This window comes from [Bacillus] caldolyticus (genome assembly GCF_003595605.1).
Taxonomy (GTDB): domain Bacteria; phylum Bacillota; class Bacilli; order Bacillales; family Anoxybacillaceae; genus Geobacillus; species Geobacillus thermoleovorans.
The window spans coordinates 1,618,953-1,644,988 of sequence record NZ_CP025074.1 but is presented as its reverse complement, the minus strand read 5'-3'; the positions used below and the strand labels follow the sequence as shown (position 1 = coordinate 1,644,988).

Sequence of the window (26,036 nt, the reverse complement as noted above, 5' to 3'; positions counted from 1 at the left end):
ACCCTTTTGTAGTTTTTATCGTACCTATGAGGGATTGAAACTCAACAAACCAAAGACGTGGCTATGCTCCAAGAGCGTTTTTATCGTACCTATGAGGGATTGAAACCCGGAAGAGATCAAGGAGTTGGCGGATGACATCCTAGAGTTTTTATCGTACCTATGAGGGATTGAAACTAAAGCGTCTGGAAACCGTTTTTTCGGGCTTTTACCGGTTTTTATCGTACCTATGAGGGATTGAAACACAAGAATTTCCGATGGTTTGTTATGACTGTAACACGTTTTTATCGTACCTATGAGGGATTGAAACCATGATGCTATGATGCATGACATCGAAGCGAAAGTGTTTTTATCGTACCTATGAGGGATTGAAACAATGCGTTTGGTGATGTTGACGGCATCCCAAACCGTTTTTATCGTACCTATGAGGGATTGAAACAGACGGGGTGGCGTTTTATTATGCTCAAAATCGAGGGTTTTTATCGTACCTATGAGGGATTGAAACGGTCTCAATTTCAATAGGTTGTATAGCTCTTCTCGAGGTTTTTATCGTACCTATGAGGGATTGAAACTCAGTTCATCCAGGCTTACATTAAACGCCTGGCTGGTTTTTATCGTACCTATGAGGGATTGAAACTCGCCGGGGTGTTCACCGGCGACTGGAAAACGGCTTTTGGTTTTTATCGTACCTATGAGGGATTGAAACTCAAGAGGAATTGCCTAGACTGTTGGAACGACTGGTTTTTATCGTACCTATGAGGGATTGAAACCTCGGAATGGAAGGTATATTCCCGGTTATCACTTTTGTTTTTATCGTACCTATGAGGGATTGAAACATCTGGAAAAAATAAAACAGTTACAAAATGAAATCATCGTTTTTATCGTACCTATGAGGGATTGAAACCGGAAACAAGCGGAGGGACAGATTGGGAAGATAATGAGTTTTTATCGTACCTATGAGGGATTGAAACAGCCGCTCATAAAGAGTTTGCTTCGGATACTTGTCCGTTTTTATCGTACCTATGAGGGATTGAAACGAAACAGATCCCGATGTGTCGACGAACACGCATACGGTTTTTATCGTACTTATGAGGGATTGAAACTTTTCGCTTGCGGCGGTCAAGCCAATCTATGATGTTTTTATCGTATCCACAAGGAACTGAACCCTCTCCATCTTCGCGCGCAGGTGTGATGGGGGGCTCGTTGTTATCGCAGAGTTAGTTTAGACCACATCTCTCATGTGCTTCGTTTGCGGAGATGAAGCGTTGTGCGCAACGGATGGGCGCCTGCGGAACAGGCAGCACAGCATTCTAAGTTGGGCAAAGGCATTTCTAGTCTCACAGGTTGCCTTTCCAAGAGGCGGGAGAAAAAATAAGATGGCGGCGATTTATGTCGGCGGCATCTTTCGATCGAGGGAATCCCTTTTGAGCAGGGGATTCTTTTTTTGTGTTTCGTCCTCCGACGTTGTTTTGTGTCACTCCTTAAGAGGGGGGTGAAACAGTTAATAAATTTCTATAATTTTTTATAAAACTCTCTACAAAAATAATAAATTTTATGGTGTTATTTATGTAGGGAGTTGATTGTTGTGAAGTATTATAGTATTGGCGAATTTGCAAAACTTATCGGAAAAAGTCAGCAAACTTTGCGAAATTGGGATAAAAATAATGTTTTAAAGCCTGCTTATGTTGCACCGTCAGGATTTCGCTATTATTCAGAAGAACAGCTTCATCAAATACTTGGGATCAAAAAGGCAACTCCTCCTAAAAAAGTCGTTGGTTATTGTCGAGTATCGAGTCGGAAACAAAAAGATGAGTTGGAACGGCAAGTTGAAGCAGTACGCACGTATATGATTGCAAAAGGGTATTCGTTTGAAATCATCGAAGATATTGGAAGTGGAATCAACTACACGAAAAAGGGATTAAGCCGCCTAATCGACATGGTTTGTAATCATGAAGTGGAAAAAATTGTTGTTTTGTATAAAGACCGATTCGTTCGTTTTGGGTTTGAACTGATTGAACAAATCTGTCAACGTTATGGGACAGAAATTGAAATCATTGACCAAACAGAAAAAACAGAAGAACAAGAGCTGGTCGAGGATTTAGTCCAAATTATTACCGTTTTCAGTTGTAAACTTCAAGGGAAAAGAGCCAACCGAGTCAAGAAGATGATAAGGGAGTGGCTTGAGGATGATTCGGTCCATCAAAGTTAGGCTAGAGCCAAACAACAAGCAAAAGACCGCATTATTTGGCTCCGCTGGTGTGGCTCGTTGGGCATACAATTGGGCGCTTGAACAACAAGAAGCCAACTACAAAAAGGGCGGCACATTCATCAAGGATGGGGAGTTGCGAAAAAGGCTGACGGCTTTAAAACAAAACGATCCAAATTATCAATGGCTATATCAGTATTCCAACAACATCACCAAACAAGCCATTAAGGATGCTTGCGAGGCATACAAGAAGTTCTTTAAGGGGCAAGCAAGAAAGCCGAGGTTTAAAAGCAAAAAGAGAAGCAAACCGTCCTTCTATCACGACACAGCCAAAATCAAGTTTCGCGATACGCATGTATATCTCGAAAAAGTCGGCTGGGTGCGCCTATCCGAATGAGGAAAAATTCCAACGAATACAAAGTATAAAAACCCTCGGATCACGTTTGACGGTGTGCATTGGTATGTATCCGTAGGATATGATATCCAAAAGCCGCCTATCGCATTAAACAGCCATACGCTAGGAATTGATGTGGGAATACAAAATCTGGCCGTTTGTTCAGACGGTCGGGCATTCCAAAACATAAACAAAACGAAAGAAATCAAAAAACTAGAAAAGCGTTTGCGTCGGTTGCAACGCCAATGCTCAAGAAAGTATGAAATGAATAAAATTCAAGAGAAAGGTGGTGCAGTCCGTTACGTCAAAACACGCAACATTGCAAAACTCGAGAGACAGATGCAGAAGATGCGGATTCGATTGGAACATAAACGCGTGGACTACGAAAACAAAGTCGTCAACGAGTTGGTGAGAACCAAGCCTTCTCGTATGGTAATGGAAGATTTAAACATTCAGGGGATGATGAAAAACCGTCATCTATCCAAAGCCATTCAACAACAACGTTTGTACATGCTGAAACAAAAAATCAAACACAAATGTGAATGGCATGGGATCGAATGGGTGGAAGCCGACAGATGGCATCCATCATCGAAAACGTGCAGTTCATGCGGGGATGTAAAACAATCATTCAAGCTGTCAGAACGGGTATTTCGATGTGAGGCTTGTGGACTTGAAATGGACAGAGATTTAAATGCAAGCATCAATCTTTCGAGATATCCTGCATAGTGACGGGTACCGTGAGTTACACGGGAAGTGAAGCCTTCGGAGCGTCAACCAAACGAGAGTAGCTTCGGCGAAATCGGACGCGATGAACAAGGAAGCAAACGAAAACTTCTGCAAGTCTCTTGTAGAGTTTTGTAAGTTTTGCGTAACGGGAGCAGCGGAAAAACCAGCTGGAAGAGACGCTCTTTTACTTTCGAGGGGCCTTGTTATTTTCCATTCGCCTTCGCGGAGTTGGGTGGAAAATTCGTTTTTCACCCGTCTCTTCAGCGGTAAAATGTTTGGAATTGTTGAAAAATATCTCCCTCTATACTTGAAAAATAGGATATAATTGATATAAACATAGCTATATTTTCCCAAGATGAAAGAAATATGGAGGGGAAGGGCGGTTGTACCAGCATATTGTTGTAACGTGTGGTGTGTCGCTGTTGACAGGAAACAGGAACGTTTTCTCGATGAATCGGGATGAAATCATGGGGGAGATTCGTCCTTGGTTGAGCGCGGCCAACATCAATGAGGAAAAACAACGAAAAATTGACGAATGGATTCGTCATGCCAGGCAGTTTGCTCATGAGGCCGCCCGGGATCCCAACCGTGTGTCGGCGGAGTATTCGATGATTTATGAACTTCGTCGACAAGGGAAATTGGCGGAGAGGCCGACGGTTGTCCTCATTGCGACAGACACGGTGGGAGGACGGATTGTGGAAGCCGTGTTGACGAGATTGCTTGAGGAAGACTTTGCGGCAAATGTTCGCGTCATGTACGTGGATGTGGATGTGAATCATCCAAGACGGATGCAAGAGACATTGGGGGAATACATGTGGAAGGTGGCGGATGCTCTCTCCCACGGGGAACCGTCAACAACTTGTTTTGCGCCGATTGGCGGGTATAAAGTGATGACATCGTTGGGCTACATCGTCGGGGCGTTTCTGCACTACCCGACGGCTTATATGCATGAGGACGGCCAAGTGTTGCATGAGATTCCTCCTGTGCCCATACATATTGACGAGCAGTTTGTCCATGAGCATTTCGACTTGTTGCGGAAATGCCAGAAAGATATGGTCAGCGTGGATTCGCTTTCCTACCATGAAAAACAATGTGTTCTTCAGTATCCATTTTTGTTTCATCAAGAAGAGGAGTTGGTGTATTTAAGCGCGTTTGGGCAATTTTTGCTTGAGAATGAAAAATATAAACATTTGTTTGCGACAACGTACCTTGTATCGAAACAAGTCGCCGATCTACTTCGGCATAATCACCATCAGTCGTTGTTTGTGCACCAGCAGATGCGGGAGCTGGCGAAGAAGCTGAAGCATAAAGAGGGCGACGTTGCGGTGTTGCATCATGAAAAAGCCTTCAAAACGATCGATGGGCGCAAAGTGAAATATCACTTGTACAAAGGAGCCAGCAACGGGCAAACAGCGTTTCGCCTTGCCTACCGGTATGATGAGCGGGAAGATCGGCTGTACGCCAACTATTTATGGCTCGACCATAATCGTTATGAGCGGGAAGCGTCGAAAGGGAAAGGGATTTATGAAGATAATTCGCCGTTTGTCGATATGACGAGACGGTTGGTGGGAATGGAGAGATGAGCGTGGGAAGAAAAGTACTGTTGTCATTTCTCGGATTGAGCGATTATGAATATTGTTATTACACATACGAGGGCAACGTGTCTTCTTATACGCGTTTTATCCAGACAGCGGTGTATGAGTTGTTTCGCGGGGATGGGCCGATGGATGTGGTGGTGTTTGCGACGAAAGAGGCGCGGGAGCGGAATGGGCAAGACCGCTTGAAAGGGGAGGAGCGGCTGGAGGGCTTGACCACCGCTTTTCAGCGCATCGCCCCTGAGGCGAATGTGAAGCTCGTGGAAATGGAAAGCCGTCAGGATGAACAGGCCAATTGGCGGTTGTTTGACTGCATTCTGAATGAAATTCGGGAAGGGGATACGATTTATTTTGACATCACCCACAGTTTCCGTTCCATCCCGTTTGTCGCGCTCATCGTGTTGAACTACGCCCGCTTTGTGAAAAAAGCGGACATTGGCGCGATCGTTTACGGCTGGTTTGAAATGCTTGGGCGTCCAGCCGATGTCAAACAGCTGCCTCCAGAACGGCGGTTGGCGCCGATTGTCAATTTGACGGGCATGGCGGGGTTGCTCGATTGGACGAACGGGGTCGACCAATTTTTACGCACCGGAGATGCTTCCATCATTCGGGCGCTGACCAAGAAGGAAAACAGTGAAGTGTTCCGCAATCCGTCTTCGAGCCAAGAGATGCGGAAGGAGGTGGCGGGGTTAAACAAGTTGACGGAACAGCTCGATCAGACGGAGAAAGCGATCCGCACGTGCAGAAGCCTGCAAATCGATGAGGAAGTGCAGAAATTTCGCCAGCAGCTCGACCGTGTTCGTTCGTCGCCGACGGAAGCGATCAAACCGCTCGTTCCGTTGCTGGATGCCATGGAGAAAAAGTACGCGATGTTTGATGATGACCCGATTATGAACAGCTGGAAAGTTGTACGTTGGTGCCTGGATCACGGTCTTATTCAATCGGCGTTGACGATGTTGGAGGAAAACGGGGTGACGGCCATTTGCCGGGTGTTTGGGTTCGACCCGCGAAATGAGGGGATTCGGAGCGACGTTCATTCTGCCATTCAAATTTTGTTGCGCAATATTCCGAAGGACCAATGGCGTGTTCGTTCTATGGAGCGGGTCGAACAAATGGTCAACGCCTTGTCTCCTTATCGGAACGACTTGGAACCGTTTGGCTTGGTGAAGGAGCGGCGCAACGATATCAATCACGCTGGGGCGCGCCCGCAGCCGTTAAAAGCGGAAAAATTTTGGCCGGATGCCGAGACGACATTTAAGGAACTTTTTACATTCTTTGAGAAAATGTCGATGTTGGCAAAGTCGATGCAAACGTAAAGGAGAGCGGATGATGGAACGTTTGAAATGGAACGAAGCGTCTGCCATTGTTCAGTCGCCGTATCAGCTTGTTCTGTTGACGCCGGCCGCCATTCACGGGTTTGATCCGAAGGCAAAGGCGGAGTTTCGCATTCCGTCGCTGCGCGGGGTATGGCGGTACTGGTGGCGGACGTTGCAAAGCGAGACGAACCACCGCGATTTGCTTGCCAAAGAAGAAGAATGGTTTGGCGGCACGCGAGAGACGAAGCAGCAATCCCCCGTTCATTTATCCATGGCGGGCGTGATGGAAGGAACGAAACGGGAAAACATGTTGCCGCACCGCACATCTCCTGTGCCTGTCCCCGCCCTTCCTGCCGGTGGGGAGGTGACGGTGACGCTTTCGGTGCGGAAGCGGCATGAGCAGCTGCTTCCGGCGTATGAATGGCACTTTCAGTATATGCTTCACCTGGCGGGATTCGGGCAGCGGTCGCGCCGCGGGTTCGGAGCTGTGCAATGGACGGGGCATCAGTGGAATAACGTTGGGGAATACGCCAAAAGTTTGCGTACGGTGCTTGAGCACATCGGAGTGGCGGAGGCGTTTTCCTTTGCGGAGGACGGCTGCCTCGTGGCGCGCCGCGAGGACATTCGGACGCTGCACCCTGTGTTGTCCGCAGTGTGGATTGGGGAGGGGAAAGAAAGCGCCGCGGAAGTGACAAGGGCGTTTGGAAAAGCGTCGCATGAAGCGAACCGCTATGGAAATCTCGGTTTTGTGCAAGGAAGCAAAAAGCTTTCTTCGCCATTATGGTGCACGGTGAGAAAAATTGGGAATCGGTACCACCCGATTGTGACGGAAGTGAGAAGCGGCGGCTCGCGCTACAGCGAGCCGCGCTATGAGCGGGATCGAAACCGGTTTTTAGAGATCGTTGGGGTGAGGATATGACCAATCGCTATATCGTCATTTTTACGGTCGGGCCTGTGCAGTCGTTTATCGCTTCAGCCCGCAAAACGGAAGATTTTTGGAGCGGAAGTTATATTTTGTCCCACTTGGTGCGAGAGGCGATCAAACAGTTTTACCAATTGGACGCCAACTGTGAAGTCGTATACCCGCTCGTCACAAGGGAGGAGTTGCGGTCGCCATCTGCGCGGGATTTTCGCATTGCTTCGATCCCGAACCGCGTGACGGTGGTGATGAAGGGAACAGAAGAAAAGGTTGGCGGCTGGCTGCGCGAAGTGGAGGACAATGTTCGCCAAGTGTTTCTGGACTTCTGCTTTCAAGCCATTCGACGCGTGTTTCCACATCTCACTGCTGAAGAGTATGAATGGCTGGAGATGATGGTGGAACAACAAGTGCAGTCGTTTTTAGAAGTGTACTGGGTCGCTGAACCGTATGAGCCGTCCGCTTCGTTCCGGACCGTGCGTGAACGCGCCGAACGGCGGTTGGGGGCGCTGAAAAATGAGAAGCATTACATTCCTGTTTCCCAATCCGGCCTTGTTTGCTCCGTCTGCAAGGAAAGGGAGGCGTTGCGGCTTGCCGAGATGAAGGAAACGGATCATTACGGTGAGATCAAGCGGAAAACGCTCCACCTTTGGAAGCGGCGGGCGGCGGAATTTCAAGGAGCTGGGGGCGAAGAAGATGACCGCCGCGCGGGACGGATTCAAGACAATGAATTTTTATGCGGCATTTGTTTAGGAAAACGGGCCGCCCGCGATTATTTTTCCAAGTTGTTTGGCGCCTCGTTTTTGTCGTTTCCGTCTGTCCTCGAGATCGGAGCGGGCGATTATTACGCTGTGCTCATGATGGATGGGGACAACATGGGGAAATGGTTCTCCGGGGAGCGGAAAGAGGAGTATAGCGAAACGAGTAAAAAGTTGGCGCGATTTGCGAAAGAAGTCGTTCCTCAAATTGTCGAAGAACAATGCCACGGCAAGCTTGTTTATGCAGGAGGCGATGATGTTCTCGCCTTCTTGCCGACCGAGACGGTGCTGAAAGCGGCGGAGGAGCTCCGATTGGCGTTTGGCGATGAATGGAAAGGATTAGGTCATGGAGCGACCGCCTCGTTTGGCGTGGTCATCGCTCACAAAAAGTCGCCGCTCCATCTCGTTCTTAACGCTGTCAGAGCGTTGGAGAAAAAGGCGAAACAGTATTCCAACGACAAGACGGGGCAGCAAAAGGACGCCCTTGCTTTAGCGCTTCACACCCGCTCTGGTGAGATTTCGGAAGCGGTTCTCCCATGGATGATTGGGGGAGAGAAGGTTTCACAATTATTGGATCAATGGATTCATCTGTTGAAAACATCCCTGTCGCCGAACTTTATTTTTCATTTCGCTTCCGCGTTTGCCCCGCTGCTGCATGAGCGGCACTGTCCTAAATGGGAGAATGGCGACATGCTCGCGACAGAGCTTCGGCGTTTGCTTAAGCGGTCTGTAAAAGAGGGAAGCCATCTGAGCGTCCAAGAGATCGCCAATCACGCGCAAGTTCTTTTGTCTTTGCGTGAAGCGGTTCGCAGCGGCTATGACTTTTTGTATCTGTTAAAGATATTGACCTTTTTCAAACGGAGCGAGGGGAACGGGCAATGACAAAATTAGTCTTGACACCGGTAGACACGTTTTTCTTTAAAAACCATCATGCGACGCAAGCGGGGGAGGCGACGGTGATGGAGTCGATATTCCCTCCGCGCCCGAATACGATTTACGGCGCGCTGCGGGCGGCGTACATTTATGCGTACAGCACGTTTGACGACTTTGCGAGGGGCAGTGATGAACAGGTGAGGAGATGGATGGGCACCCCGACAGAGCGGGGGCAGTTCTGTCTCCATTATTGCACGCTGGCGAAAGAAGACGTCTTGTTCTTTCCCCTGCCCTTTGATTATCAAGTCATAGAGGAGGAAAAATCGCTCAAAGCGTATCCATTGCAGCTTGTCCGAGACCGGAAGCTTTCGTCATCTTCTTCAATGTGGCGACTTGCTTCTTCACGGCGTGACAAAACGAAAAGTCCACAGCACTATTACGTCCCGATGGAGGAATGGAAGCAGGCGCTTCTGGAGAATAAGCCAATCTCTTCCCTTTGTTCATTGTCATCGTTCATCGCTTGGGAAGATAAGGTGGGAATTCAACTCGACACGTCCAGCCGAACAGCCCAAAAGGGGCTTTTATACCGGGTGGCGAAAGGGCGTTTTGTAGACGGGGCGTCCCTTGTCGCTTTCGTCGGTGATGGACCGGATTTCTCTGATGTCAAGTGGGCTCGGATCGGCGGGGAAAACCGGCCGTGGTCTGTCCGCCAGCAGCCGGAAATGCTTCGTATATGGAATCCGGACGAGAAAAAGAGGATTGAACAAGACATCGAGCGGACGAGGCTGGCAAAGATTATCTTTTTGTCCCCTGCGATTTTCGCCAACGGCTCTCGTCCGATTGCGATGGACGGTGATCGGTGGACATGGCCGAACGGAGCGGTGGTGACATGGCTTGCCGCTTCCATCGGACGACCGGAGTTGTACGGAGGATGGGACATCGTCCGACATCGTCCAAAACCGCGAAAATGGATGGTTCCAGCGGGTTCTGTCATTTACGTGAAGATCGAGCGGGATGATGATTTGCCCCATGTCTTTTCTGCCCTTGACGGTGTTCATTTCACTGATGAAGGGGCAGAGGAAGGGTTTGGGTTTGCGGTGATCACGAGTGCAAAAGAAAGCGAGGAGGAGTTGTAATGTATTCGATCGTACGGCCTTTTCTTATGCATGCCATTACGTCTGTCCATGCGGGGAGTGGGAGCGAGATCGGGTTTGTCGACTTGCCTATCCAGCGGGAGAAGCATACAGGATTTCCAAAAATCGAAAGCTCCTCGCTCAAAGGCGCGCTTCGGTATCACATGACACAGTCGCTTCCTGAAGATAGGAAGAAGCTTGAACTGATTTTCGGCGCGGACAAAGGACAGGAAAGCGTCACACAAGCGAGCGCCATTGCTCTGAGTGATGCACGTGTTTTGCTGTTTCCGGTTAAATCGCTTCGCGGCGTATTTGCTTGGATTACGTGCCCGTTTGTGATTGAGCGGTGGAATCAAGAGATGAGCGTTCATCAGCAATCGATCGGGAAAGAAGTTCAACTTCTTCCGATGCCCGCACCGAACACGGTCAGTTCCGACCGGTTGATGGCGGTCAATGGACGCATTGTGTTGGAGGAGTATGCGTTTTCGGTCACCGTCTCTTCTGAAGCGAAACAGCTGGCGGAACAACTTGCCGCCCTCCTTGGGGAGCATTGCCGCCTGCGTCTTGTAGATCGACTCGTTGTTCTCTCCGATGACGATTTCACGGATTTCGTCAAATTGTCGACCGAAATTAACGCGCGCATTCGCATTTCACCGGAGACAGGGACCGTTGACAACGGTGCGCTCTGGTATGAGGAAAATGTTCCGCCAGAAACGGTTTTTTACAGTTTCCTCTACATTGGTGATGTACGGGGAGACGGAATAGACGGTCTTGCGAAGGCTGCGGATATTGAACGGTACTTTCTGAATGAAAACAAATTTCCATCCGTCTTTCAGCTTGGCGGGAACAGTACATTAGGTCGCGGAATGATGAGAACGATTTGGGTGTGAACGGAGGAGAAGCCATGGAAACAAACGTGAAGCGTGTGGGGATTGAGAACGGGAGAGCCGCATTTGCGTTTCAAGAAGTGAAACAGGCAAAAGAACGATTGAGAGGAAGCTTCGAAAACTATCGTTCTTACGTCAAAAAAATGCCGTCCTTAATTCAAGTCAACGGTCTCGGACAAGCATTGGCGTTTTGTTTTCAAAAAGGGAAGGAATACAAGGCGATTTATCAATCCCTCGCAAAATGGATGAGGGAACAGTTTCCGGATCAATTTTCATCGGCAAACCAAGAACTCGTCGAGGCTGTCGTCAACTTATCGAGCGCTGATTACCGGTTATGGACGATGGAAGCCATGGCGCTGTTAGATTGGATGCGCAAGTTTGCCGACGGGATGGCGAAAGACGATGCAAAGGCGGCAGAGTAAGGAGGGGAGGGCATGCTTTTTCATCCAAAGGACACCCTAGAAGTCGTGCAAAAGGCCAATAAATCGATCGGGCATTTGGCGTACCATCTCCATTATTTTATTGAGCATCGGTGGAATGACCGTAAAAAAGTGTGGGAACCTTCGAAACAGTTGAAATCCGCCCCGATTCTCCCAGAGCTGAAAGAGGTTGGCGAGCAGCTGCGGGCGCAGCGAGAACAGGCCATGGTGGAATGGGCGCAAACAGGGGGAGTCAAGAAGCTGAAAGCCCGCCTCTCTGGCCGAATTGTCCACGGACTGGGCGCGGGGCATGTTCGCGAGACGTCATTGACGATCCACCCCGTGTACGGTCTTCCTTACATTCCTGCCTCCAGTCTGAAAGGCCTTGTGCGCCATTGGTTTATCGAGGCGTATTGCGAAGGGGACGAGAAACGGCTCGGCGAGCATGAAGACGGACGCGCGATTTTTGGGACGCAAGGCAATAAAGGACAGGTGCAGTTTTACGACATCTTTCTCATCGATGGATTGCGGTTGGAAAAGGATGTGCTCGCTGTACATATGAAGGAGTATTATGAGGGAAAAAACGCTGCGACAGATAATCAAAAACCTGTTCCCGTTTCGTTTTGGACGGTCATGGCTGCAGAGGCAGACATTTATTTAACGGCCTATGGCTTTCGAGACGATGAAAAAACCGCCCGTTTGTTGGAGGCAGCATCGTTATACACAAAACAGGCGTTGATGGAATGGGGGATCGGTTCGAAAACATCGTCAGGCTACGGTCGATTTTCTGAAGTGGACGACGTGACGGAAACCGAATTCCTCCCAATGGTGCAAAAAGAGCGCGCCCGTCTTGAGCGTCGAAAAATCGAGCAGGAAATGGTGGAGCGAAAGAGACGCGAGGAAGAAGAACGAGCAAGGCTGGCTCTTCTCTCCCCCGAAGAACGGTTGGTGGCCGAAATTGAACGGCTCGCCGACAGCGAAGCGGATAAGCAGCGAAGCAAAGACGTGCTGTACCAGCAAGTCCTTGAGCAGCGAAACAAACAAGCCGCCCTTGCCTTGCAGGCGTATTGGCAACGCATCGGCGAATGGGGAAAAGGCATCAGCAAAAAACAAAAGCAAAAAATTGACAAGCTTCAACAGCTGCTAAATGACGAATGACACCATCCCAGTTGTCGTCGACCCCCATTGTGTCCAAATCCGGGGGATCGACGACAAGATTTCGAACTTCAATAGAACCTGTTTTCTTTTATGGATAGATCATTTCTCTAGATGAGCAAATGAACTGTAATAAATTTGCAACCAAACAAAAAAGGAGACATGAACCGGACTCCTTGGTTAGAATCAATGTGCCAACCATTCCTACAGGTTCATGTCTCATGAATGGATAAGCACGTTATCAAGGAGCTCACAAGTTTTTCATAACATTGGGGTTCACCTTTTCGGTTTTGAAGCATCACGTTCGTCTCGTCGCCGCCTTGATCACCAAGGGATTTTCCGGAACGTTGACCGTTCTCGATGATGCAATCAAAAACCAGCCTCATGCCGACTAAGGGGCCCCTTGTTTGCCTCTCTTAAAAATGCACATCTACTAATTTGAAGGCAGGATTCTGACACAATGTGCTGATGTACATCCTAGCTCTCCATTTTTTCTATCTTCCATGCAGGATTTTTGCCTCTTGCCCGCGAATCGATATGTTGAACATGTTCAAAGAGGGGTGATGGAATGGCCATTGACCATGACCGGCTGTTCAAAGAACTGATCCAAACGTTCTTCGAAGAGTTTCTCCTTCTCTTTTTCCCCGACATCCACGAGCATATCGATTTCCGCCATTTGTCCTTTTTGTCCGAAGAGCTGTTCACGGATGTGACCGCAGGAGAAAAGTACCGCGTCGATCTGTTGGTCGAGACGAAGCTGAAAGGAGAAGATGGGCTGATCATCGTTCATGTGGAGAATCAAAGCTACGTGCAGCCATCGTTTCCAGAGCGCATGTTTGTCTATTTCAGCCGTCTGTTTGAAAAATACCGCACCCGCATCGTTCCGATCGCCGTCTTCAGCCATGATGCCCTCCGCGAGGAGCCGTCCGTGTTTTCGATCGAGTTTCCCTTTGGCGAGGTGCTGCAGTTCCGCTTTTTCCCGGTGGAGTTGCGCAAGAAACATTGGCGGGACTACATCCGGCATGACAATCCGATCGCGGCTGCCCTCCTTGGCAAAATGGGGTATACTGAAAGTGAGAAAGTCGAGTTGAAAAAAGAGTTTTTGCGCATGTTGGTGCGATTGGAGCTGGATGAAGCGAGGCAGCGGCTGCTCTTGGGTTTTTTTGAAACGTATGTGAAGTTGTCGGAGGAGGAAGAGCAACAACTCCAAAGAGAGGTGAGGGCGATGGAAACGAAAGAAAAAGAGAACGTGTTGGAGCTGATCATTTCCTATGAGCAAAAGGGAAGGAAACAAGGGTTGGAAGAAGGCATCAAACAAGGAATGAAACAGGGAATGAAACAAGGAATGAAACAGCTGATTCGTAACATGGCACGCAAAGGAATGACGGTGGAAGACATTGCTCGGTTGGTGGATCTTTCAGAGGAAGATGTTCGGGGATTGCTTAGAGAGTAGGGAAATCAAACACAAGAGGTGGCCATCTAACGAGGGTATTTCGATGTGATGATTGTGGAATTGAACTTGACAGAGATCGAAACGACAGTATCAATCTTTCGAGATATCCTGCATAGCGACTGGTACCGTGAGTTGCACGGGAAGTGAAGCCTTCGGAGCGTCAATCAAACGAGAGCAGTTTCGGCGAAATCGGACAAGGATCAAGCAGGGAATGAAGCATGGGATTGAACAAGGACGCCAAAAAGGATCGAGGAAGGGAAACCCGACATCGCGAAGGAAATGTTGATGAAAGGGTAGGATATCGACACGATCCACGAACTGACCGGGCTGCCGGCGGAAAAGATCGAACAGCCGAAGAAGTCAACCCGCCTTTGCATTGTCGTCGACCTCCAATCATGCAAAAAACCCGGGGGATCGACGACAATGGTTTTTGACGCTCCAAGCCTACAGCCATCACGATTGAAAGTCATTGACAGAATTTTTGAAACGTGCTATGCTGAAAATAGCTCCAAACCGAAAAGCTTGATGGAACAAGCCTTTTTGGGGTTTTTATCGTACCTATGAGGGATTGAAACATCTCCAACTGTACTTTCCTTACTTGATCCGGCAACTTGTTTTTATCGTACCTATGAGGGATTGAAACCACAAGCAAACACATGGTTCAATGCGGTCGTGAACGTTTTTATCGTACCTATGAGGGATTGAAACGACCAAAGGCGTTTAATGCCGCAGAAACCGTATCTGGTTTTTATCGTACCTATGAGGGATTGAAACACTTGAAAATCGTGAAAGTGGATCCGGAGCGCAACTGTTTTTATCGTACCTATGAGGGATTGAAACTGGTTTTATCGAAGGTGAAGACTTTTGGACATTTTTGTCCGTTTTTATCGTACCTATGAGGGATTGAAACTCGAAACAGCGAAAGGCAAGACAGCACGGATCAAGGTTTTTATCGTACCTATGAGGGATTGAAACTTAGGCAGGTGAAACATCATGGTGACTGTCCAGCTTGAGTTTTTATCGTACCTATGAGGGATTGAAACATTCATAACTTATAATATAATTAGAAAGCAACAAAGGTTTTTATCGTACCTATGAGGGATTGAAACAAATCGGTGAGAAAGAAATCGGGCTAAAGGCTACGCGTTTTTATCGTACCTATGAGGGATTGAAACGCAAGTAACCGATCTATAACTGGCTCGACTTCTTCCGTTTTTATCGTACCTATGAGGGATTGAAACGAGTAGTTCGTTCGCGATTCCATATAAACGTCTTGCCCCGTTTTTATCGTACCTATGAGGGATTGAAACTGTGTCGTGGGGAAAAGAAGTACATTGAGCCGCGTTGTTTTTATCGTACCTATGAGGGATTGAAACAAATTTTTCAATATCCCCCTAATATAGCTCCATCTCCGGTTTTTATCGTACCTATGAGGGATTGAAACAAGATATTGCGATCAACGAGGCGGTCGAACTGGATAAGGTTTTTATCGTACCTATGAGGGATTGAAACACGGACGAGATGCCCGTAAACAAACCTGTTTTGGCTTTCAGTTTTTATCGTACCTATGAGGGATTGAAACTCTTGTCCGGCTTCGAAGCCGAAAACCAGCCAAGATTCGTTTTTATCGTACCTATGAGGGATTGAAACTCCTTTCAAATTTTGGTCAAAGACACAGACCAAATGTTTTTATCGTACCTATGAGGGATTGAAACGTGACAAACGGGCTTGCAAGTAAGAAACTAGCGATTGTTTTTATCGTACCTATGAGGGATTGAAACTCTCTAGAAATAGAGGTGAAGGAAATTGCAAAACGTGTTTTTATCGTACCTATGAGGGATTGAAACGCTCGAGATTTTCGATATGGTCAATCAAGTTCATGTTTTTATCGTACCTATGAGGGATTGAAACACCTTTAGCTCCTTCGCTGTGTCTCGGAAATTTGTCGTTTTTATCGTACCTATGAGGGATTGAAACCCGTTTGACCTTTATAATATTTTGGCTGTTATCAATGGTTTTTATCGTACCTACGAGGGATTGAAACCGGAGTCGGCCGCTTTCTCCACGCGTTTCCGCCCAGTTTTTGTCGCGCCTATAAGAGGCGAAACCCTCTTCAATGTCACGCCATCGTATGAACGTCTTCCGTTTGAAGAAACCGGATGGCTGCACTTCCCCGATCGACCGCTTCGTTTTGCTTCGGCTGCTCATTCTTGCGCCGCTTGCTTTGCAGGAAGCCGCTTTTTTGTTTCGCACATGGAGAACGTTTTGGCATCTGCTTTTTTTGTATGGCCCCATTGATCCACCAGGCATGGTTGTTCACCGCCTTTCTTTGCCGCTGCTGCATTTCCTCAGTCCGATGCGATATACTTGACATGGGAACAATCACGCTTCTTTCTCGTTCACCGTCGTGTCGGCGGACATGCTGCGTTGGCGTTGGACGGTTTGAAAGAAGGCGGAGAAAAGCGACAGGGGTGGGATGGATGCGCCGCAAGCTTCGCGATCTTGGTTTTTCCATCGGCACGCTTCCGACAGGGGAGCGCAATCAAGTCACCGATGTGCCTGGGGTGCGGGTCGGTCATGTGACGATTCGGGAAGATATGAATGAGCGGACAGTGATCCGCACTGGGGTGACGGCGGTGTTGCCGCATGGGGGCAACTGGTTTTTGGAGAAGGTGCCCGCGGCTTGTTTTGTTTTGAACGGTTTTGGGAAAACGGTCGGGTTGGTGCAGGTCGAGGAACTTGGGTTGATCGAGTCGCCGATTATGCTGACCAATACGTTCAGTGTCGGCGCTGTCTGGCAAGGGACGCTTGAGTATATGCTTGCGATGACGCCGGAGATCGGAGATACGACCGGGTCGGCCAACATTGTCGTCGGGGAATGCAATGACAGCTATTTGAATACGGCGCGGGCGCTTTCGGTGACGAAGGAGCATGCGAAACAGGCGATTGCCGAGGCGCGCGTCGATATGGAAGAAGGGGCGGTCGGCGCGGGGACGGGTATGATGTGCTTCGGCTGGAAAGGGGGCATTGGCAGCTCGTCGCGGATCGCGGGCGGGATGTATACGGTCGGAGCGCTTGTCGTGAGCAATTTCGGGCGGCGTGAAGAGCTGCGGTTTGTGCCGTATGTGCCGCCGTCGTTTGATGAACGGGATGTGCCGGCTGGTTCGATTATGATGATCGTCGCGACCGATGCGCCGCTTGATGCGCGGCAGTTGAAGCGGCTGGCGAAGCGGGCGGCGGTGGGGCTGGCGCGGACGGGAAGCCATGTCCATCACGGGAGCGGTGATATTGTCATCGCGTTTTCCAACGCCTATACGATTGCTCATTTTTCCGATTCTGTTCTTCAATCAGTCCCTCCGCTTGTCCGCGATGATGCGCCGCTCATGAACGAGTTGTTTCAGGCGGCTGTTGAGGCGACAGAGGAAGCGATTTGGAATTCATTGACGATGGCGGAAACGACGACTGGGCGGAACGGGCGCGTCGGGGAAGCGATTCCGTATTCGTTGCTTCGATGGATCAAATGGACGGAGAAATGAAACGATGAGAGGAAACGGCCCGAAAGGAATGGTTCTTCGGGCCGTTTCGTTTTTTCTGCCGCGCCTCTTGCCGCTGTGGTTGTCAGTACCGACTATGGAGACGATGCGTCCAAGCGGCGATCTTCTCTTTCATTTCCTCGCGCCATGCACGGTCATGCGTCGCATACCCGACCAATGCGCCGGTGGCGATCAACAAGAGACCAGATAAGACGAAAATGGAGGAAATGGAAAAGAACCCTGCGATCGCGCCTGCGGCGGTCGGGCCAGTCAAGTTGCCGAGGAAGCGGCTGCTTGCCGTGACGCCGAACACCCGCCCTTGAATGCGGCGCGGGCTTTGCGCGTTGATGAGCGCTTGAATAGACGGCCATACGCCGCCAACAACAAGCCCTTGCAAGAAGCGCCACACGTACAGCTCATAAATGTTGTCCGTCCATACTTGCGGCAAGGCGAACAAGCCGGACAGCACAAGCAGTATCGGTAATGTTTTCTCCTGCCCGATCCGGTCGCCGAGTTTCCCTAAGTACGGTGCGCCGATGATCGTCGCGATGCCGGTGATCGACGAGGCGAGGCCGGATAGAAAGGCGAGATTGCTAGAATGGCCGATGAGCGATTGGACAAAAATCGTCATCATCGAGTTGACGCCAAGAACCGCGATTTGCACGAGAAACGTGGCGATAAATAAGACGATGAGCGGCCGGTGTCTGAATACTTCTTTGAAGCTGGCCTTGTTTTCTTTTGTCTGCGGCACGACGGGATCTTTTTCGAGCCAAAAAATGACCGGCAAGAGCGTCAGTAAAATGCAAAGCCCGGTCACGAGAAACACCGGGCGGAAGCCGAACAGGTCGGATAAGGCGCCGCCGATGAGCGGCCCGATGATGTTGCCGGCGATGCTTCCCGTCTGCAGCGTCCCGAGCGCCTCGCCGCTATGGTCTCTCGGCACAACGCGGGCCAAGTATGAAAACGAGACAGTGATAAATCCAGAGAAAAAGCCGACAAGAAATCGGAGAGCAAGCAGCGCCATCGGTGAGGCGGCGAACGCCATGCATCCGGTGATCAAGCCCATGCCGATCCCCGCGCGGATGAGGTTGGCGCGCTGGCCGTACTTATCGGCGAATACCCCCCAAATCGGCGCCATGACAGCGGCTGATAGGAACGTGACGGAAAACACAAGTCCTGTCCAGATGCTCAAGGCGTGGTGCTCAGTGACGCCCATTTGCCATAAAAAGAGCGACAAAAAGGGAATGACCATCGTCATCCCGGCAGAAACCATGAAATTGCACAGCCAAAGAACGCGGACGCTTCGCTTCCAGTTCATAGGAGGTCATCTCCTGTATTATTTCGTTTCTCTAATGATTTTACCACGATGGAAAAACAAAGGAAACGATTTTGCTTCCGAACGGGGGAAAGCGAGAGTCAGGCCGTGCGACGGTGGGGAGCGGTGTCATTTCCCTGAACAAACACCATCCCCCTTGCCTGCCCGGCAAGGGGGTCATCTATGTCAAAGGGGGAGGGGATTAGGCGTTATTGGCTTGGGCTTCTTTCCACTTGGCTAACTCACGTTCGACTTCTTCATCAAATGGCACGGGGGACAACGCAGCATTCGTACCGAACCGGGCGGCGGCCGCTTCGGCTTCTAAGGCGATGACGCGCTCTTCCATGCGGGCGAAGCCGCGCAGCGCCTCATCGGCGGAAAACGAAGCGAGCGCCGTGTCGATTTGTTTCAACGCTTGAGCGGCGTTCACCCGCGCCGCGAGCTCGAGCTGCTTGGCGGCGAGTTCGTCGTACCGTTCGCGTAGTTGGTTCAAGCGATTGGCGACCTCAACTGTTTTCGCTTTGATGGCTTCGTATTGTTGTTTGTACGCCTCCAGCTTTTTCTCGTACAACAGTTTATCACGCAGCGCCAGTTTGGCGACCGATTCTTCGTTGCGCTCGAGCGCCAGTTTCGCTTGGCGGCTTCGTTTCTCAATGGTCGCTTCGGCTTGGGCGATGAGCGTCTCATAGCGCCGCTCGGCGACCCATTGTTGGGTGAGCGCTTGGCGGCCTTGTTCGAGTTTTTGCTCAAGCTGGCGCAAATATTGTTTCGTCATGGCAACGGGGTCTTCCCAGCGGTCAATTTGTTCATTCGCCTCAGCGAGAATAATCGTTTTGATCCGGCGAAAAATGCCCATGTTGTTTGGCCTCCTTTTGTATTGTTTTTTCCCATTCATCCAACCAATCGACGGGAACGGACGGCAGTGCTGGCGCCCATACTTCGGCAATTGCCGTTTTTCGCGCTTGACGGCGCCCTAAGGTGTACACGGCGGCCAGCGCCAGCAAGATCAGCACCCATTTCGGCAAGATCGCAGCAACGCCTAAAGCGACAAGCGCCCAACCGATCCAGCGCTTCGACCGCGCCGCGGCGAGCCATATCGCCCCCGCGCCCACGAGCAAAAACGGAATGAGCCACCACATGAACAAACCTGCCATCATCCAGCCTTCGCGCGATCCCATGCCGAACTCTCGATGGTGATGTCCGAATCCATCGTGCACGCCGGGAAATGGAACGCCCGGACGGCCGTGCGCCATCACTTCATGCGGCGTCAGAACATGAAACGCGCTCCATCCAACGAGAGCAGCGAGCGCGATGAATAGGAACGTTTTTGCCTTTTTCACATCGTCACCTCCTTTTTTCGGCAGTGGACTGGCTTACGGTTTGTATTGTAGAGGGGGAAGGAGAAAATTAGGTGAAAAGCGAACATTTTTTTGAAGGATTTTTGAGTATATCATGAATAGGGGATCCGCCGCGAGATGGACGATGATTTTGACGGGCATCTGTTTTTTCTGACATTGTGGGGACGAAGGAGGGGAAGACGTGGTTCGGTCGTATGGGCTTGATGTTGGCGGCGCTTTGTTTGTGTTCTTGTTTTCCTTTTTGTTTCCGACGTTTGATGTCGGATATTATGCGTACGGCTCGTTTCTCGGATTCGCCATCGGCTCGTTGATCGTCGGCTTGGCGAGAATTCGATGGAATCCGCATGCGCGGTTGGGTGGCGCTCTAATCGGTTTGTTCCTCATCATCGCGATCTCTGTCATCATCATCCGCCTGTTTCCCATCGAAATCCGAGATGTCGGAGACTTGGTCATGCCCTATGTCAATGCCATCGTGAATGCGTGTTTTTGTTGCAACTTGTTCTAGGGGCTGTATAATTTCACCGTATGTTTCTAAAATCTTTCCCGATTTTTTATCGACTAGGCTAAAGGATTTTTTATCTCGCTTTTCAGAATAACGTTTTGGCCAACACGACTAGCGATGGCAATCTTTTTTGACCATCGTTAGTCGTTCCGTATCATGTTAGACGTGGATGCGCTCATCCATGTCCATATCCGTCAAGTTCAGCGTTAAAAATCGCTCTATCCATACATAGTGTTTGTGCCATGGGATGAAGAAAAGAATATTTCTCATTTTAGGCATGGGACTGACTCAAAAGGAAATTCATTTGATATCAGAACGAAAAAATCCTCCCGATTTTCGTCGGGAGGGTGCGAAATGTGAGGTGAAAAATAAAGCTTCTGAAGCATATTATGCCTCAGAAGCTTGTTCGACGGCTGTTGCAAATCGCCGGCGATGTTGCATCGTAAAATACGCCATCGTTCCAACCATCATGGCGACGATAAACAGCAGCAACTTACCGATGTTTTCCCACATAAATGAGAAATCGCCGCTTGAGATGACCGCTTTGAATCCGAAAACAGAATAGGTCATTGGGAGCCATGCGTTAAAATGCTGCAACGAACGCGGAATGAGCTCGAGCGGGAACGTTCCGGCGCTTGTTGTTAATTGCAAAATTAATACGACAATCCCAATAAACCGTCCCGGATCCCCGAAGGTTGTGACGAGAAATTGAATGACAGATAAAAAGGCAATGCTTGTGACGACGCTAAACAAGATAAAGAAGGGAACGCTTTTCACTTGTAAGTCAAGTCCGTAAAGCAATACGCTATCGGCCAGAAGCGCTTGAAAAATCCCAACCCCAATGAGCACACCAAATTTTGCAAAAAACCAATGAAATGGCGAACGTGGAACCGCTGCTGGTTCGCGAAGCGGGAAGACAATCGAGAGTAAAAGCGCCCCAACAAACAAGCCTAACGACAAGAAATATGGTGTAAATCCTGTTCCGTAGTTTGGCACTTCATTCACTTTTTCATTTTTTACTTTCACCGGTTCTGCAAACATGTCGTATACGTCTTTATTTGCTTTTACGTCGCTTGCTTTTTTGGCCCCTTCTTTTAACTGATCCGCTAGTTCTTCCGAGCCGTCTGTCAGTCGATTCATCCCATTTTGCAAATGCCTTGTCCCACTCGTTAATTCATTCATTCCGCTTGCTAGTTGCTGCGAACCATCCGCCAATTGATGGGCGCCGTCTTGCAGCCGATCAGCTCCTTGAGCAAGCACTTGCAGACCAGAGGTCAGTGTTTGGCCGCCCTTCGCGAGTTTGTCAGCTCCTTGTTCCGCTTCTTTCATTTTTTCGTGCAACGTGTTCATGCCTGCAACAAGCTTTTCTTGGCCGTTCAAGAGTGCATTGGCGCCATTGACAAGCTGCTGTTGTCCAGAAAGCAGTTCGTCGACCCCGCGGTCGAGAGCAATATGCCCTTCATGCAGCTGTTTCGCCCCGCTGTTTAACGACGCTGCTCCTGATTGTAATGCTTTGGCTCCATCGTTTAACTGCGCAATGCCGTTTTCGACTTGTTTGCTTCCGAATGATAATTTCTCAACATTTTTCTTTAGCCGCTCATACACCGCCTTTTGTGTCGGATCGGGGGTTTGAGCAATGAGTGCATCAAGCTGCGCCGCTAACTGTTCAAGCCCGCCTGTTACTTGGGTCGCCCCTGTTTGAACCCGAGCCGCCCCTTGTTGCCATTGCGCAAGCGATGATGCTAGCTTTTCGGCTCCCCCGCTTAATTGTTCCGAACCTTGCAAAAGCTGCGGCATGCGGGCATCGAGTGTTTGCATTCCTTCATATACGCGTTTTGCACCGGAAGCAAGATTTGCGGTTCCCTCTTGCGCCTGTTTTGCTCCGTCAAGCAGCTGCCCTTGCCCGTCGACCATGTGTTTCATCCCGTTGTCAAGCATTTGAACCCCTGCTTGAACTTGCGTGGAACCATTGACTGCTTGATTCAATCCGTCAGTAAAGGCCATGGATTTTTCGGCAAGTGTCGCTAAATGATGATGCAAATCTTTGGATCCATCCTCCGCTTTTTTCATTCCATCATACAGTTTGTTTGTTCCATTTTTTGCCTCGCCGAGACCATCATGTAATTGTTTGGCTCCATCGCTCGCTTTTGTTAACCCGTCTGCTAATGTTTGAATGTTTTCAAACATATTTTCTGCGTACGTTTCCGTTAACGTTTTGGCTACTTCTGTTTTGATTTTTTCAACCGCTGTTCCGCCAATTTGGGCTGATAAAAAGTTAAATCCTTCATTGGGCTTGTAAATAAGTTGAAGTTTTTTCGGGTGATCGTCTTGCAACGTCGTCGCATTTTGTGAAAAATCTTCAGGGATTTGAATGAGCATATAGTACTTTTGTTCTTTTAATCCTTTTTCCCCTTCATGTTCGTTTACAAAATGCCAGTTAAACTGTTTTTTTTCTTTTAACTTTTCAACAAGATCATCGCCGAGATGAAACGCTTTCCCCTCAAACGTTGTCCCCTTGTCTTTGTTTACCACGGCGACAGGAAGTTCGTCCAAATGATCGTATGGATCCCAAAACGCCCATAAAAACATGCCGCTGTATAGAAGCGGAATAAATAAGACAGCTATAATCGGAATCAGTGTTTTCCGATTGGATGCAACTGCTTTCCATTCCTGCATCCATAATTGAAATGCACGCACATGCGGAACCTCCTTTTTAATAATATTGACCGATTTGTCCATTTAGTCATTTTTTTGTAAAAAAGAGAAGGATGGTCATGGAGACAATCCTTTTTACCGATATCAGCCGAACCGTTGGGCAATCTTTTGTTGAAACAATGGTTCGCGTTCCTTCCCCCAATCAACGTTTAAAGTCATGTGCCATTCACTCTGATGAGTTGTTGCATCAATCATTTGTTTCTTTTTATCTAACAGGGGCGTTCATCTTTTTGACCAAATGGACGTTTCGGTCATTTCGTTTTATATCTTATCATAAACAATACCTGCATGCAATAAGCAGAAATGATTCATTCATGTTTGAAGTGCGATAAAATATAAAGCCCATCGTTCATCTATAAAATTTCCGATTTTCCGTTTTCATCTTCCATACAAGCTGAGTGTGAAACGTGGCGAGTAGCCAGCTGAATGCAAAATCAATTTCATCATGTTCAAAAAGAAGGCGCGCCTTGCCGCCTATCAATGACAGCGCGCCGCAAGATCTAAAAGGCTGGTGATTTAGTACAAAATGCTGCTAGTTCCATCTATTTCTTAGAAAAACCTTGTGAAATCAGCCTTCTTTTTTGGCGAAATGCCGCTGATTTGCTCGTGACAGCCGTTTTTCACCGGCCTTCTAAGCAGGCAGACGGACAAGAAACTCCGACCCTTGCCCGAGTTGGCTTTGGACGTGGATCGTGCCGCCGTGAGCCTCGACGATCCATTTCGCGATCGACAGCCCAAGGCCGTGGCCGCCTTGTTGGCGCGAGCGCGTTTTGTCGACGCGGTAAAAGCGGTCGAAAATGCGGCCGATGTCTTCAGGCGGGATGCCGATGCCGGTGTCTTTGACAGAAAGGATGAACTGCTTCGGCTCGGTGCGGATCGATAGCGTCACGTCTCCGCCTTCCGGGGTGTATTTGATCGCGTTGTCAAGCAAAATGTACAGCAGCTGCGTCAATTTGTCCGGGTCGGCGGTGACAATCGCCTGTTCTGGGGCGTGAAAATGCATCGTGATCTGCTTTTTCGCCGCGAGTTCCGACACGAGCTGAAACGTGCGCTCGGCGTGCGGGCGAAAATCAAACGTCTGTTTCGAAAGCTCCAACGCGGCGTTCTTCGCATCGGCACGGGCGAGCGTCAACAAATCGTTCATCAGTTTCGTGATCCGCTTCAACTCTTCGCGCAGGCGGTCGAGCAGGCGGCGGGCGAAGTCGTTTTTCATCACATCCTCTTCCAACGCGAGCGCCTCCACGGACGAGAAGACGACGCTCAGCGGCGTCCGCAGTTCGTGGGAGGCGTCAGCGACGAACTGGCGCTGCCGCTCGTATGCTTCTTCAATCGGGATGAGCGCTCGCTTGGACATAAAGTAGCTGAGCGCCACCCCGACGGCGAGAAACAGAACGGCCAGGCCGATGAGCACAACGAGCAGCCAATGGAACACCCCGAAAAACGACGTGACGTCCATCCCGATATAAAGCATGCCGGCAAAATCCCCATGAATGATAAGCGGATAGGCAACAGCGAGCACCCGCCAGTCGCGGGCGGCGGCGCGGGCGAGGCCGGGCATATGCTCGGGCAGCGACACGGTCACATATACAGGGGTGCGCTCGCCTGTGTCCATGCGGGACAAGACGTTCAAAAAATACGGGCGCAGGCGCGGATGAATTTCATCCCCAGCAAGCAGATCGCCGTTTGGGCCGATTACGTAAAAGAAAAGTTGATCTTCACTAAGCAGGACGACGCTTTCGTCATGAAACAAGTCAAAATCGCTCTGCTTCAGTAAAAACTGCTCGATCGTATTCGCCTCTTGCTCGGCGAGGCGGGTGATGCGCCGCTCTTGATCGGACGTGGTGATCCAGTAAAACAGTGCAGCGGCGATTAGGATAAACAAGGCGAGAAACAAGGTGAAAATGCCGCTATAGAGCGCTGTCAGCCGCCAATGGGCGCGGCGGAACAAGTCGGCGCTTTCTAAGCGGCGCAGCCAGCCGCGCCATTCATTCCATCGATTTATCAATTTTATATCCCACCCCGCGCACCGTTTGAATGACATCGTCTTTCAACTTTTTGCGCAATAGTTTGATCGTTGCATCGATCGTTTTCATCGACACATCCGCATCCCACCCCCAGACGCGGTCCAAAATCGTCTCCCGCGGAACGACTTGGCCTTGGTTTTGCACGAGCAGGTCAAGGAGCTGAAATTCGCGCGGGGTGAGGGAAATTTCCTCATCGCCGCGGTGCAGCGTATGGCTTGTCCGGTTCAATGTGAAGCCGTGAAACGTCACTTTTTCCTCTTGGAGCGGGACGAACGTGCGCCGGGCGAGCGCTTTTAAGCGCGCGACGAGCTCATCGATTTCAAACGGCTTGACCAAATAGTCATCCGCCCCGGCTTCAAGCCCGGTGACGCGGTCTTGCACCGCGTCTTTCGCCGTCAGCATCAAAATCGCACCCGTATAGCCGTTTTGCCGCAGGCGGCTGCAAATGTCCACCCCATCGCCGTTTGGAAGCATCCAATCGAGCACGACGACGTCGTAAAACTCCGCCATCGCGTAATCGTATGCGTCTTCGCCCTCTTGAACCCAATCGATATGGTCGATTCCTTTCTTTTTTAATAAGTGCACAATCAACTCCCCTAAATGGAGATCATCTTCCGCAAGCAAAATTTTCATCGCCTTTCCTCCCGTTCCAGCTTCCTTGTTTTTATCATACCAAACATCCGTGAAAAAACGGTGAAAAAGCTGTGCGCTTGGCTTCGCTCGCTAATGGAAGGGAAGGAATTTCACCATTTTTTCACTTT

At 49.6% G+C, this 26,036-nt stretch carries 19 protein-coding genes, 3 pseudogenes and 2 CRISPR repeat arrays (1 of these 24 only partly in view); of the genes and pseudogenes, 15 read left to right on the top strand and 7 right to left on the bottom strand.

The window, feature by feature from the left end; translation table 11 throughout:
* A CRISPR array of direct repeats spans positions 1 to 1,100; the repeat unit is 30 nt; unit sequence GTTTTTATCGTACCTATGAGGGATTGAAAC (it extends 450 nt beyond the left edge of the window).
* A 482-nt stretch (positions 1,101 to 1,582) separates the two neighbouring features.
* From CWI35_RS08575 to CWI35_RS18830, 13 genes and pseudogenes are all read left to right on the top strand, one after another.
* Complete coding sequence (locus CWI35_RS08575; protein WP_025039250.1) at positions 1,583 to 2,206, top strand: IS607 family transposase; 624 nt, start codon at positions 1,583 to 1,585, stop codon at positions 2,204 to 2,206.
* Positions 2,184 to 3,323 (top strand): annotated as a pseudogene (locus CWI35_RS08570) (RNA-guided endonuclease InsQ/TnpB family protein). The gene CWI35_RS08575 and the pseudogene CWI35_RS08570 overlap by 23 nt, the downstream one beginning before the upstream one ends.
* Positions 3,324 to 3,706: 383 nt before the next feature.
* The gene (locus CWI35_RS08565) at positions 3,707 to 4,906 is read left to right on the top strand and encodes a putative CRISPR-associated protein (RefSeq protein ID WP_025039251.1); all 1,200 of its coding nucleotides are present in this window, start codon (positions 3,707 to 3,709) and stop codon (positions 4,904 to 4,906) included.
* The gene (gene csx2 / locus CWI35_RS08560) at positions 4,903 to 6,234 is read left to right on the top strand and encodes a TIGR02221 family CRISPR-associated protein (RefSeq protein ID WP_240432163.1); all 1,332 of its coding nucleotides are present in this window, start codon (positions 4,903 to 4,905) and stop codon (positions 6,232 to 6,234) included. The genes CWI35_RS08565 and csx2 overlap by 4 nt, the downstream gene beginning before the upstream one ends.
* A 10-nt stretch (positions 6,235 to 6,244) precedes the next feature.
* Positions 6,245 to 7,153, top strand: a complete 909-nt coding sequence (locus CWI35_RS08555) for an RAMP superfamily CRISPR-associated protein (RefSeq protein ID WP_020279859.1) — start codon at positions 6,245 to 6,247, stop codon at positions 7,151 to 7,153.
* Positions 7,150 to 8,790 (top strand): type III-B CRISPR-associated protein Cas10/Cmr2, encoded by a 1,641-nt coding sequence (gene cas10, locus CWI35_RS08550; protein WP_119877663.1) that lies wholly within the window; start codon positions 7,150 to 7,152, stop codon positions 8,788 to 8,790. Before CWI35_RS08555 ends, cas10 begins: the two co-directional genes overlap by 4 nt.
* On the top strand, positions 8,787 to 9,917 hold the full coding sequence (locus CWI35_RS08545; protein WP_025039254.1) for a type III-B CRISPR module-associated Cmr3 family protein: 1,131 nt from the start codon (positions 8,787 to 8,789) through the stop codon (positions 9,915 to 9,917). Before cas10 ends, CWI35_RS08545 begins: the two co-directional genes overlap by 4 nt.
* Complete coding sequence (cmr4, locus tag CWI35_RS08540) at positions 9,917 to 10,804, top strand: type III-B CRISPR module RAMP protein Cmr4 (RefSeq protein WP_025039255.1); 888 nt, start codon at positions 9,917 to 9,919, stop codon at positions 10,802 to 10,804. The genes CWI35_RS08545 and cmr4 overlap by 1 nt, the downstream gene beginning before the upstream one ends.
* A 14-nt stretch (positions 10,805 to 10,818) precedes the next feature.
* The gene (cmr5, locus tag CWI35_RS08535) at positions 10,819 to 11,223 is read left to right on the top strand and encodes a type III-B CRISPR module-associated protein Cmr5 (protein ID WP_025039256.1); all 405 of its coding nucleotides are present in this window, start codon (positions 10,819 to 10,821) and stop codon (positions 11,221 to 11,223) included.
* A gap of 12 nt (positions 11,224 to 11,235) precedes the next feature.
* Complete coding sequence (cmr6, locus tag CWI35_RS08530) at positions 11,236 to 12,378, top strand: type III-B CRISPR module RAMP protein Cmr6 (protein ID WP_020279790.1); 1,143 nt, start codon at positions 11,236 to 11,238, stop codon at positions 12,376 to 12,378.
* Positions 12,379 to 12,596: 218 nt separating this feature from the next.
* Positions 12,597 to 12,734, top strand: a pseudogene (locus CWI35_RS18835) (IS701 family transposase); the annotation flags it as partial.
* 209 nt (positions 12,735 to 12,943) lie between these two features.
* Positions 12,944 to 13,828 (top strand): Rpn family recombination-promoting nuclease/putative transposase, encoded by an 885-nt coding sequence (locus CWI35_RS08525; RefSeq protein ID WP_020279792.1) that lies wholly within the window; start codon positions 12,944 to 12,946, stop codon positions 13,826 to 13,828.
* A gap of 56 nt (positions 13,829 to 13,884) precedes the next feature.
* Positions 13,885 to 13,944: pseudogene (locus CWI35_RS18830) on the top strand (hypothetical protein); the annotation flags it as partial.
* A 429-nt stretch (positions 13,945 to 14,373) separates the two neighbouring features.
* Positions 14,374 to 15,872: a CRISPR direct-repeat array (repeat unit 30 nt; unit sequence GTTTTTATCGTACCTATGAGGGATTGAAAC).
* Between the two features lie 75 nt (positions 15,873 to 15,947).
* On the opposite strand, the gene CWI35_RS08510 reads toward CWI35_RS18830, so the two are convergent.
* Positions 15,948 to 16,214, bottom strand: a complete 267-nt coding sequence (locus CWI35_RS08510) for a hypothetical protein (protein WP_223812571.1) — start codon at positions 16,212 to 16,214, stop codon at positions 15,948 to 15,950.
* Between the two features lie 94 nt (positions 16,215 to 16,308).
* On the opposite strand from CWI35_RS08510, the gene CWI35_RS08505 reads away from it, so the two are divergent.
* Positions 16,309 to 17,364, top strand: coding sequence for a DmpA family aminopeptidase (locus CWI35_RS08505; RefSeq protein ID WP_119877662.1), 1,056 nt, complete (start codon positions 16,309 to 16,311; stop codon positions 17,362 to 17,364).
* Between the two features lie 82 nt (positions 17,365 to 17,446).
* On the opposite strand, the gene CWI35_RS08500 is transcribed toward CWI35_RS08505, so the two are convergent.
* From CWI35_RS08500 to CWI35_RS08490, 3 genes are all read right to left on the bottom strand, one after another.
* Positions 17,447 to 18,679, bottom strand: a complete 1,233-nt coding sequence (locus tag CWI35_RS08500) for an MFS transporter (RefSeq protein WP_014194810.1) — start codon at positions 18,677 to 18,679, stop codon at positions 17,447 to 17,449.
* 199 nt (positions 18,680 to 18,878) lie between these two features.
* Positions 18,879 to 19,532 (bottom strand): PspA/IM30 family protein, encoded by a 654-nt coding sequence (locus CWI35_RS08495; protein WP_119877661.1) that lies wholly within the window; start codon positions 19,530 to 19,532, stop codon positions 18,879 to 18,881.
* On the bottom strand, positions 19,492 to 20,016 hold the full coding sequence (locus CWI35_RS08490; protein ID WP_119877660.1) for a hypothetical protein: 525 nt from the start codon (positions 20,014 to 20,016) through the stop codon (positions 19,492 to 19,494). Before CWI35_RS08490 ends, CWI35_RS08495 begins: the two co-directional genes overlap by 41 nt.
* Before the next feature lie 199 nt (positions 20,017 to 20,215).
* Between CWI35_RS08490 and CWI35_RS08485 the strand changes: the two genes are divergently transcribed.
* Complete coding sequence (locus CWI35_RS08485) at positions 20,216 to 20,539, top strand: hypothetical protein (protein WP_011229832.1); 324 nt, start codon at positions 20,216 to 20,218, stop codon at positions 20,537 to 20,539.
* A gap of 384 nt (positions 20,540 to 20,923) precedes the next feature.
* Here the strand turns inward: CWI35_RS08485 and CWI35_RS08480 are convergent, their stop codons facing one another.
* From CWI35_RS08480 to CWI35_RS08470, 3 genes are all read right to left on the bottom strand, one after another.
* Positions 20,924 to 23,233 carry a YhgE/Pip domain-containing protein gene (locus CWI35_RS08480; protein WP_119877659.1) on the bottom strand — a complete coding sequence of 770 codons (2,310 nt, stop codon included), beginning with the start codon at positions 23,231 to 23,233 and terminating at the stop codon, positions 20,924 to 20,926.
* Positions 23,234 to 23,882: 649 nt separating this feature from the next.
* Entirely contained in the window at positions 23,883 to 25,256 is a 1,374-nt protein-coding gene (locus tag CWI35_RS08475) for a sensor histidine kinase (protein ID WP_068895536.1), read from the bottom strand.
* On the bottom strand, positions 25,237 to 25,908 hold the full coding sequence (locus CWI35_RS08470; RefSeq protein WP_119877658.1) for a response regulator transcription factor: 672 nt from the start codon (positions 25,906 to 25,908) through the stop codon (positions 25,237 to 25,239). Before CWI35_RS08470 ends, CWI35_RS08475 begins: the two co-directional genes overlap by 20 nt.
* Between the last annotated feature and the right edge of the window lie 128 nt (positions 25,909 to 26,036).

Excerpts from the sequence above, each read along its gene's own strand:
- cmr4 (WP_025039255.1), top strand. The coding sequence starts at position 9,917 with ATGTATTCGATCGTACGGCCTTTTCTTATGCATGCCATTACGTCTGTC.
- CWI35_RS08500 (WP_014194810.1), bottom strand. The coding sequence starts at position 18,679 with ATGAACTGGAAGCGAAGCGTCCGCGTTCTTTGGCTGTGCAATTTCATG.
- CWI35_RS08545 (WP_025039254.1), top strand. The coding sequence starts at position 8,787 with ATGACAAAATTAGTCTTGACACCGGTAGACACGTTTTTCTTTAAAAAC.
- CWI35_RS08555 (WP_020279859.1), top strand. The coding sequence starts at position 6,245 with ATGATGGAACGTTTGAAATGGAACGAAGCGTCTGCCATTGTTCAGTCG.
- CWI35_RS08470 (WP_119877658.1), bottom strand. The coding sequence starts at position 25,908 with ATGAAAATTTTGCTTGCGGAAGATGATCTCCATTTAGGGGAGTTGATT.
- cas10 (WP_119877663.1), top strand. The coding sequence starts at position 7,150 with ATGACCAATCGCTATATCGTCATTTTTACGGTCGGGCCTGTGCAGTCG.
- cmr5 (WP_025039256.1), top strand. The coding sequence starts at position 10,819 with ATGGAAACAAACGTGAAGCGTGTGGGGATTGAGAACGGGAGAGCCGCA.
- CWI35_RS08525 (WP_020279792.1), top strand. The coding sequence starts at position 12,944 with ATGGCCATTGACCATGACCGGCTGTTCAAAGAACTGATCCAAACGTTC.
- CWI35_RS08505 (WP_119877662.1), top strand. The coding sequence starts at position 16,309 with ATGCGCCGCAAGCTTCGCGATCTTGGTTTTTCCATCGGCACGCTTCCG.
- csx2 (WP_240432163.1), top strand. The coding sequence starts at position 4,903 with ATGAGCGTGGGAAGAAAAGTACTGTTGTCATTTCTCGGATTGAGCGAT.
- cmr6 (WP_020279790.1), top strand. The coding sequence starts at position 11,236 with ATGCTTTTTCATCCAAAGGACACCCTAGAAGTCGTGCAAAAGGCCAAT.
- CWI35_RS08495 (WP_119877661.1), bottom strand. The coding sequence starts at position 19,532 with ATGGGCATTTTTCGCCGGATCAAAACGATTATTCTCGCTGAGGCGAAT.